This window comes from Congzhengia minquanensis, from assembly GCF_014384785.1.
GTDB lineage: Bacteria > Bacillota > Clostridia > UBA1381 > UBA9506 > Congzhengia > Congzhengia minquanensis.
The window spans coordinates 558,196-568,282 of sequence record NZ_JACRSU010000002.1; the positions used below are offsets into that span (position 1 = coordinate 558,196).

Consider the following 10,087-nt stretch of genomic DNA (forward strand, 5'->3'; position numbering starts at 1 on the left):
TATTCATGAAAAAAGGTATTAAATTTAGAGCATATCCTAATAAGGAACAACAAAACTTAATAAATCAGACTCTTGGTTGTTGTAGACTCATCTACAACAAAGGTCTTGCTATGCGTGATGAAGCCTATAAGAATGGTTTAAAAGTAGGTTACTCTCAAACTTCTGCAATGCTGACAGATTTGAAAAAGCATGATGATTTTGCATTTCTAAAAGAAGTTGACTCTATAGCTTTACAACAAGCTTTGCGTGACCTTGATAGAGGTTTTGTAAATTTCTTTCAGAAACGTGCAAAGCATCCACAGTTTAAGAGTAAACATCACAATCATCAATCCTATAGAACTGTTAATCAGAATGATAACATTCGCATCGTAGACAAGTATCTAAAACTTCCAAAACTTGGCTATGTAAAAATTAAACAGTCTATGAAAGTAGGTAAAATCAATAATGTAACAATTGAACGCACACCTTCTGGCAAATATTTTGTGGTTCTTAATGTAGATTTTGAACTAGAATTTAAGCCCAATAAGGGTGGGTCTATTGGTATTGATGTTGGTATTAAGGACTTTTACTCTGATTCCAATGGGAATGTAGTACATAATCCAAAATACCTTGAGAAGTCTATGCGTAAGCTCATCAGAGAACAGCGTAGACTATCTCGTAAGCAAAAAGGCTCTAACAATCGTAATAAACAGCGTGTCAAAGTAGCTCTAGTCCATGAAAAGATAACTAATCAGCGTAATGATTTCCTGCAAAAACAGTCAACTATATTAGTGCGTGAAAACCAAACAATCTGTATAGAAGATTTAAAAGTAAAAAATATGATGCGTAATCATAAACTGGCACAACACATAGGTTCAGTATCATGGTCTAAATTTTTTGATATGCTATCCTATAAATCTGTCTGGTACGGTAATGACATTGTAAAAGTACCTACAATGTATCCAAGTAGCCAGACATGTTCCTGCTGTGGATTTAAAAATCCACTTGTAAAGAATCTTGCAATTCGTAAATGGGAGTGCCCGGAGTGTCATACAAAGCATGACAGGGATACTAACGCAAGTATCAACATACTGAATAAAGGACTGCAAACGCGGTCGGCATAGTAAACATAAACACTAGAACATCAGTGGTTCTATTGTAATAAACTGCACCGTAGGGCATACGGGAACAGTATAATCTAGCTTGTGGACACTGTGTAAGACAAGCCAGCAAGACAACTTGTTAGGAATGCAGTAGTGGTTGAAGCAAGAATCCCACGACTTTAGTCATGTGGAGTGTCAACACATGCCTGAATAAGAATCCAAACAATAGAGATAATCCAAAATACATCTTGAAGAGTTATATGTATCAGCCTCCCTTCGAGAATTATTTCCCGTCAAGGGCTATACACACGCCTCCATTCCGCCCAAGCGGGATGACAAGGCAACCGTCCTTTTAACCATCGACCGTCTACAAAGATTGGAAGAAACTCAACAGTAAACAGTGGATTTCCACAAGCGATATTTTATCATTTGTGGGTTATTTTGTCAATATATAAAACATGTTAAAATTTAATATTTATATTTTGAAGCAGTGAGTATTTTGTTCGCTGCTTTTTATTATATTCAGAAAGAGACGAGGTGAGGAAGTGCCATTATATAAACCAAAATTTTTATGTCCAAATGAAACCATTGGAGATCCGGCTGTGGATATAAATATTCCGTTTAAACCCACATGCGTAATTGACGGAAATGAACCAATAAATGCATATAAAGTTGATATTATGAATTTAACGGATGATGGATATGTGTTATACGTGTTTGACGAAGAACTCACATGTTCTATTGCTGGAAAGTTATATGTACCTTCGGACAAACCGCCAATTAAAACAAATCCCATTTATACATTTTATACAACTCATCCGTGTGTTCCTGCCAAAATAGACGATGAAGAGGGATGTTTAGTAAGACCAAAAAATGATGAATTTGATTATAGCTCTGGAGATGGAGAGTTTGTTGTTGGAAAAACGTATCGGGTACAATACACATATGTTGTGCCACAGACGTTTTATTCAACTAACAAACAATCTATAAATTTATTTTATCCAACTAGCACTCATGGGAGATATAACACGTTTGAATTAACAAATGGAATTAATTTAAATACACTTCCAATGTGGTATTTAGCAAGTGATTTTATCGAATGTACACAAGATGGCGAATTAGAATTAAAACGTGATATATATTCAATAGACAGTATGATAATATATAGTGTTGGAGATTACGGTGCTACTGATGGAGCTATTTATATGTTGAAAAATAATGTTTCAGACTTGTCATTTGAAAAAAATAAATTATCTTCGGATATATTTAAAAATGGAATGCTTTATTTGGTGAGTTATAAGTCAAAAAGTGAGAAGTCAGACCCATTTAAATATAAAATGAGTTTTTGGAGTGTGTCTAATACAGCGGACTCCCCTACTATTTCTAGTGATTATGCTGTATTTTATGCAAACGTAGCACCGCAAATTAAATTGTATTCAGACGGAGTTGAAATCGTGTCTTCTGTCTCTATTACAAAACGAAGTTGTTTATTTACGGTTGATTACATAGATGAATATTCTTCTGTTAAATGGTTTGGATGGATATTAAAGAATAGTGCTACAGGAGAAATTATAGAAGATACGATTTCTAAAAATAGAATTTATGGCTCGGTAGGAAACATTTCATATTCTTATAGTGGTTTCATTTCTGGTCAAGAATATGAGCTTTCTTTTAAAGTGGTTTCGCAAAACGATATGTTCGCATTTAAAACTATAAAAATAAATGTTTTATACCAAGCGGCTGAATTGTCAGGTGATTTCCTTGTTACACAACTGCCAAATGAATGTGGAATGTTATGTAATTGGGGTGGTGTTAAGGTTGTGTCAGGTTCAGCATTTGGCCGTAATTTATATATAGACAATTATCCTATGAATGGCTTGACATCATTAAAATTGTATGAACAATCAGGGGTTTCTTTCCAGAAAAGTGACAAGAGTAATTTTATAGTATATGATTCGTCTTATATTCTTATTAGCCTTCAATATAAAGGACAAGATTCTTTTAAAAATGTTCAGCTTTTGGAATTCTCGTCTTCTGTAAGTGAAAGCGATTCCGGTATTTTTACAAAGAAATTATTTATAAATGATGACTCTAAACTCGCCATGACTATTTCACGCTATGGAACAGTTGTTGCGGAAACAACAAGTACTATTTCATTTTACGGTGAACAATACTGGAATTTTGTTTTAATTAAACCAAATGGAGATATTCGTGAAGTTGTTTATGAAGCTACCGGCGCAAGAACTCCATTGAGCAATTTGTCACCAAGTGCGAATTTAACGCCTACATATGGTACTTGGCAATTAAAAGCTGATAATGAGCTTGTATGCAATGTGTCTTCACAATATTCTCTACCATTAAATTTATATTATAGATTTTTGGCTATTGGTGGAAGTGGTAATCAAACGCCATGGATTTGTGATTATATTTGTGCAACACAGGACGAAGCAATTGAACAAATAGATTTATCTGAAAATTTTATTTCGGATGCGAATGATTTTGCTTCTGTATCAAGTTTTGATTTTTTCTCTAAATTTAATTACAATTTAAATGCTGGCAATACATTAATTGAGTCTTTGGATGAATTTGAAATTAGACGCAAGGAAAATGCTAATCCATTTACAGAATTTGTTGCAGATATCCACTCTATAAACACAAGTTTTGTTGTGGATTATATGGTATCTAATAACAAATCCTACTCTTATTATTTATACCCTAAAAGCGAAAATGGAATTATGTACCCAATGCGAAGCAACGATGTAAAAACACAATGGAGTCATTATTGTTTAATGGTTGCAGATGATAGTGGGATTGAAAATGTTTTATATTTGAGCAAAATGTTTATTTTTAGGCTGAATTTAAATATTGGAGATATGTCAAATAATACAGATATTGAAGTAATCAAGAATTTCACTTCATATCCAACTGTTCAAGCATCTCCAAGCAATTATTGGAGCGGTTCTCTATCTTCTTTGGTTGGTTTTGTAAATTGTGGTGACGGGAAATATAAGCAAACACCTCAAATGATGACAGAATTAAAATCTTTGACTACAGATACTCGTAGAAAATTCTTAAAAGATATTGAGGGAAACTTGTTTGAAATACAAATTTCAAGTGAGCTAAAGGTCAGCAACGAAAATAACTTGGTAGATAGTTTACGTTCAGTTTCTATTGATTGGGTTGAAGTTGGAGATACTTATGGTTTATCTGTGATTAATAATTCTAATTTGTCTGTCAATACTTGGTTGCTTACAAATAACGGCATTGTTTCACCGTATCTTAATTATGTTTGGGATGACAGTTATTTATGGGATGACAATAAGTATTGGACTGGTAATCATGGTGTTCTTGATGTGGAATGAGGTGAAAAACAATGATAACAATAGATAAAATTCGCAATGGAGACCAAGCAGAAGAAGTACGAGAGAAGATAAATAATAATTTTGAAAAGTTGTCAAAGAATTCTGGCTCTGATATTATGGCTTTGTCAACAGAAGAACGGCTTGCGATGTCAAACGAATATTTAAGAGACGGCTTAATTGTATTTGATATTACGTTGCAGACATGGTTTAAGCGCACCGGTAATGAATGGGTATTATACACATTTTATCCGAGATACAGACGGAAATTTACTGTTCAGGATTGGACAGATAGTTTGTCTTTGTATATACCCTATGCAACACACGGAACAAATGCAGACAGTGTAAATGTGTATATGTTGCACAACAATAAATATATTTCTGTAATTGTCGATATTGAAGTGAATAACAATTATGATGTTACATTATATTCAGATTTCGCTTTTAGTGGCGAGGTGGTTATTGTATGACTAGTTTTCAGCAATATCTAAAAAAAATTCGTCAGCCGCATAAAACAGCAGTGAAAATAACACTTTTAAATGCTGATGAAACTGAAAAACAAGATATAACAAATCAGATGTTTGACATAAGCGGTAATATTTCTGTCAATTATCAAAATGGTGCAAGACGATCTTGTACATTAAAAATTAATAATGACAGAAATCGAAATCCAATTGACATTAATCATATATGGTTTGGGCAGAAGTTTAAGGTATGGGCGGGGATTTATCTTGATGATAATACCCCGCTATACTTACCACAAGGCGTTTTTTGTGTAACGAATCCAACAGATACATACAATCCTTCGGAACGTTCTGTGACAATTCAAGGGGTTGATAAATGGGCTTACTTTGACGGAACGATAGCCGGAAATCTATCTGGTACATATCAAACGAATATCGGAAATAATCTGTTTGAGGCTACAAGAGGGTTGCTTCGTTTATCTAAATATGACAATGGAACCAATGTATCGGATAAGACAGAAATGATCGACCCACTAGAACCAAATCTATCGAATTATTATATTGGAAAATTTGATAGTTTTGGCAATGAATTATTAAAATGTCCATATACAGCTACAGTGCAGCGAGGTGGAACTATGGCAGATGTTTTACTTGAATATGCAAAAATTCTTTCTGCTTCTATTTATTATGATGTAAACGGAAGACTTGTGATTGAACCTTTATCAAGCTTAGATGATTTTGATGAAGATAAAGAAATTTTATGGGATTACACAATTGACGAAAAAGAAATGACAGGTTTAGAGACCAGTTATAATTTTGACAAAGTATATAATGATTTCATTGTTTTGGGTAACATTGCAAATGGTTATCAGGCAAAAGCAAGGATACAAAATCATAATCCTTTAAGCGATATTAGTATTGAGAAAATAGGGCTTAAAACGAAACCTCCTTATGAAGATTCTCAGTATTATTCTGATTCTCAATGTGAGGCTTTGGGAAAAGAATATGCAAAACAGGAAGGGATGCTGAAAAAATCAATTACACTCCCCTCTTTGCCTTTATATCATTTTGATTGAATATTCACCGCATACTCGTGACTTTAGTCGTGAGTTAGGTGAAGAAACAGTTAGCATATAGAGAAATCTGTATGTAGATACGGAGAGAAACCGTACAATACTACTTGAATTGCTGGAAATTCGTAAAGCTAACAAAACCACAACATAGAGATGAAATACACTCAAGTGTGATGGTTACGAAAGTAGAAAAAATTTGTTAGATGGTGCAAGGTTAAACCCTAAACACTATTCACAAAATCGAAAATCAGCAGCGAAGCTCCGAATAGGAGAACGTTCAACGACTATTCCTCTTGAGGGAAGTAGGTGCAAGCGTACCGAAGTGGGTAGCCCCTAACACGCAATGGTGAGGGAGAAGATATAGTCTGTGCTTAATGGAAACATTAAGAAGTTCATAAGAGAACTGTATAGAGAGTAGCGACTCTATATGAACGACAACCTCTAAAATGATTGAAATTATAGGGTAACTAACCATTATCCTGTTCTTTTACATATGTTAATTATAAAAATAAGTTTAATATAGATTTTTACTTGGCTTTATCTAATACATATGTTATTATACATTAAGGTGATTAATATAAAAGTATATGGTAGAGGATATGTATATTCAATACAGTATCATATTGTTTGGTGCGTAAAGTATAGACGTAAGATTTTAACAAAAACAATAGAGAATAGATTAATAGAGATATTAAACAAGATAGCAAGTGATAATAATTTTGAGATATTAGAGTGTAATGGTGATTTAGACCATATACATCTTCTTATAAATTGTTCACCGCAACATTATATTCCAAACCTAATAAAATCTTTAAAAGGTGTTTCAGCACGATTACTATGAAGGAATTTGGCGAAACACTCAAGAAGAGTTTGTATAGTGGACATTTATGGAATCCAAGCTATTTTGTGGCTACTGTGTCTGAGAACATAGAATCTCAAATCAGAATATATATACAAAAAACAAAAGATAAAATGAGGTGAAAATCATCGAAAGGGCATACAAATATCGCATATATCCAAATAAAGAACAACAAATATTGATACAAAAATCGTTTGGTTGTAGTAGATTTGTATATAACCACTTTCTTGCTAAAAAGATTGAGTCTTATAAAAATGACAAAAAATCTATTAGTTATAATGAATGCAGTAAATTATTAACTACATTAAAAACGGAATTAGAATAGCTCAAGGAAGTCGATAAGTGGGCATTACAAACAAGTCTAAAAGACTTAGATTCTGCTTATCAAAAATTCTTTAAAGAGCATTCAGGGTTCCCTAAATTTAAAAGCAAGAAAGATAATCGAAAGTCGTACAGAACTACATTTACCAACAATAGTATTTCAGTATTAGAAAAACATATTAAACTACCTAAGCTTGGCAAGGTAAAATTTAGAGATAAACAATTCCCTCAAGGTAGAATACTAAATGCTACTATTTCACAAGAGCCAAGTGGCAAGTATTATTGTTCAATATGTTGTACTGAGGTGGAACTTCCACAATATCAATCTACTGGTTCAGTTGTTGGAATAGATTTGGGAATTAAAGAATTTTGTATTACAAGCGATGGCATTATAGTAGAAAATCCAAAATATCTCAAAAAGTCATTAGATAAACTTGCTAAATTACAAAAAGAGTTATCAAGAAAGACAATTGGTAGTTCTAATCGTAATAAAGCAAGAATTAAAGTGGCTAAACGACATGAGAAAATAGCTAATCAAAGAAAAGATTTTCTACATAAATTATCTACTAATATAGTTAAAGACAATAAAATAATATGCCTTGAAGATTTGCAAGTAAACAATATGATTAAAAATCATAAACTTGCAAGGTCTATTGCAGATGTTAGTTGGTCTGAATTTGTAAGAATGTTAGAGTATAAGGCTAATTGGAACAACAGACAAATTGTAAAAGTAGATAAATTCTTTGCAAGTTCTCAAACTTGTAATGTATGTGGGTATGTAAACAAGGAAACTAAAAATCTTGAAGTTAGAGAATGGGATTGTTCTTGTTGCGATACACATCATGATAGAGATATAAATGCCGCTATAAATATATTAAACGAAGGATTAAGAATATTGCAAGTAGCATAATTAACATATGTAAAAGGGCAGGAACTGTCCGGTTAGCCCAGTGATACTGTATTCATTAGAATACTTGACTGGGAACCTTATGACTTTAGTCATGAGAGGTTCAGGTAAATAAACTAATAACTGTAGCTACACCAAGAAATAAAATGACGAAAGAAAAATTTTTAATTGATAGTTATTCCTTGCCCCTTTCTGGGAGAGGAACAATGAGCGTGAGTGCTTGCAGTGTTAATAACATCAGTAATTTTTCTGTTATAGGGGTTGATATGAATTGAATGAAAAAGATTTAAGTGAATTAATTCAGGAATTAGTTCCGTTTGTTGTAAAGAAATTAAAACAAGATGACACCTTTAAAAACACAGCTAAAATTACACAGGCTAAAGTTATTTCAATTAATAATGATATTGCTACGGTACAGCTCCCCTTTGACTCTAACACATTTTCTGCCAAGATTAAGACGGTTGACACAATTACTGTTGGTGATAATGTGTTTTTATTATATTGGGGAGATTTAAAAAATGCACATATAGTATTTAAAAACTAAAATTAAATGAGGTGGGAAATTTGGCATATACAAATAAACATACTTGGGTAAATGGCGGTGCTCCCTATTTAAATGCAGCAAATTTGAATGAAATGGAAGATGGAATAAATGATGCTCATAAGCTTGCAGAAGATTTATATTCAATGTTGGTAGGATTTGTAAGTTATTATTGTAAAGACACTGCGCCGGACGGATGGGTTGTTTGTGACGGACGTGCTTTAAGTAGAACTACTTATAGTGCTCTGTTTAATATAATTGGCATTACATTTGGCTCTGGAGATGGAAGCACAACATTTAATATTCCAGATTTACGCGGAGAATTCATTCGCGGGTATGATGCAGGTAGAGGCATTGATAATGGGCGTGTATTTGGTGGGGCACAGAACGGAACAAGGCTTACTACCGATGAGCATGGGGTGCGATATGTAAGTGATGGCGAGGATAATAAAACAGTTAGGGCACACGAAGGCGGGAATGCGTCTTTAGGGAACAATATTAATTCTATAGCCACAAGGCCGCGAAATGTTGCTCTTTTGCCTTGTATTTATACAGGTGTACATAAAACAGAATAAAAGAATGGAGTGTGATTAAATGGCATATATGATGAAAACTCCTTTAATAATGCCGGAAATTGATATTAACCCTCTTGATTTACCAGATGGTACGAAGGGGTTATTTGTCAAATCTGATGGTATATATGTGCTGAATGATGATGGTTCCGTAAAAAAAATAGGATTTGAAGACCATTCAATTTATAAATTTAGAGGGAATTATACATCGGGGCTTTACTTACCAAAAAATCCTGAGATTGGTGCAGTTTATAATATTATTGAGAAAAGTTATATTACACTTGAAGCCTCTTGCGCATATTTTACAGGTAAATTTTCAGATTATTTCTCTTTTGTGTATGAGGATTCAGATGGAAATAAAAATTACGAATTTTCCAACGGAGACGTGTGGGAAAATTATAGAGATTATTTTATAGACACAAGCGGTTCTGGAACTTATGGTGAAACTTATGTTTATAATATTGATGGGACATACGCTGGTGGCTTTCCATATGCGCAAGCAACTGGTTCAAGGTTTGTAAACAATTTGACAGGGTATGAAGGAAATGACACAGATATTGTGTCTTTCTTTATTTGTCCAACATACGTTTCTTCCGGTTTGACGGTAATTTCCGTAAATGCAGGTGAGAATGTAGCATGGACAGGTACTACATGGGATAGTTTTGGAGGGTTGGTTGATTTATCTGCTTATCCGACTAAAACAGAATTAAATAATGCTTTAAAAGATTATTATAACAAAAACATTGTTGATAATCTTTTAGCTTTAAAGGCAGACAAACAAACGGCTGATGGCGGTTTTCAGGCAGGCGCAGCAACAACAGTCGGTAACACGGGAGCGACAGAAGGCGGCGCAATTGGAAAAAATGCAAAAGAGACCAATGGCGGGTTTGCCGGTGGCGCAGGTGCTAA

At 33.6% G+C, this 10,087-nt stretch carries 8 protein-coding genes and 2 pseudogenes; all 10 read left to right on the forward strand.

Annotation, left to right across the window (positions count from 1 at the left end; all coding sequences use genetic code 11):
- Positions 1-5 precede the first annotated feature (5 nt).
- Positions 6-1,103: an IS200/IS605 family element RNA-guided endonuclease TnpB gene (gene tnpB / locus H8698_RS07760; protein WP_249312154.1), complete on the forward strand. Its 1,098-nt coding sequence runs from the start codon at positions 6-8 to the stop codon at positions 1,101-1,103.
- 524 nt (positions 1,104-1,627) lie between these two features.
- The gene (locus tag H8698_RS07765; protein WP_249312157.1) at positions 1,628-4,444 is read left to right on the forward strand and encodes a hypothetical protein; all 2,817 of its coding nucleotides are present in this window, start codon (positions 1,628-1,630) and stop codon (positions 4,442-4,444) included.
- Positions 4,445-4,455: 11 nt separating this feature from the next.
- Positions 4,456-4,911 carry a hypothetical protein gene (locus H8698_RS07770; RefSeq protein ID WP_249312167.1) on the forward strand — a complete coding sequence of 152 codons (456 nt, stop codon included), beginning with the start codon at positions 4,456-4,458 and terminating at the stop codon, positions 4,909-4,911.
- Positions 4,908-5,981: a hypothetical protein gene (locus H8698_RS07775; RefSeq protein WP_249312178.1), complete on the forward strand. Its 1,074-nt coding sequence runs from the start codon at positions 4,908-4,910 to the stop codon at positions 5,979-5,981. The genes H8698_RS07770 and H8698_RS07775 overlap by 4 nt, the downstream gene beginning before the upstream one ends.
- A gap of 547 nt (positions 5,982-6,528) precedes the next feature.
- Positions 6,529-6,926, forward strand: a pseudogene (gene tnpA, locus H8698_RS07780) (IS200/IS605 family transposase); the annotation flags it as partial.
- A gap of 29 nt (positions 6,927-6,955) precedes the next feature.
- Complete coding sequence (locus H8698_RS13395) at positions 6,956-7,162, forward strand: helix-turn-helix domain-containing protein (protein ID WP_346726835.1); 207 nt, start codon at positions 6,956-6,958, stop codon at positions 7,160-7,162.
- A gap of 12 nt (positions 7,163-7,174) precedes the next feature.
- Positions 7,175-8,068 (forward strand): annotated as a pseudogene (gene tnpB / locus H8698_RS07785) (IS200/IS605 family element RNA-guided endonuclease TnpB); the annotation flags it as partial.
- Between the two features lie 268 nt (positions 8,069-8,336).
- Positions 8,337-8,609 carry a hypothetical protein gene (locus tag H8698_RS07790; RefSeq protein WP_249312186.1) on the forward strand — a complete coding sequence of 91 codons (273 nt, stop codon included), beginning with the start codon at positions 8,337-8,339 and terminating at the stop codon, positions 8,607-8,609.
- A gap of 20 nt (positions 8,610-8,629) precedes the next feature.
- Positions 8,630-9,181 carry a phage tail protein gene (locus H8698_RS07795; protein WP_249312193.1) on the forward strand — a complete coding sequence of 184 codons (552 nt, stop codon included), beginning with the start codon at positions 8,630-8,632 and terminating at the stop codon, positions 9,179-9,181.
- A gap of 19 nt (positions 9,182-9,200) precedes the next feature.
- Positions 9,201-10,087, forward strand: an 887-nt coding sequence (locus H8698_RS07800; protein WP_249312201.1) for a hypothetical protein, incomplete at its 3' end; no start/stop codon positions are given.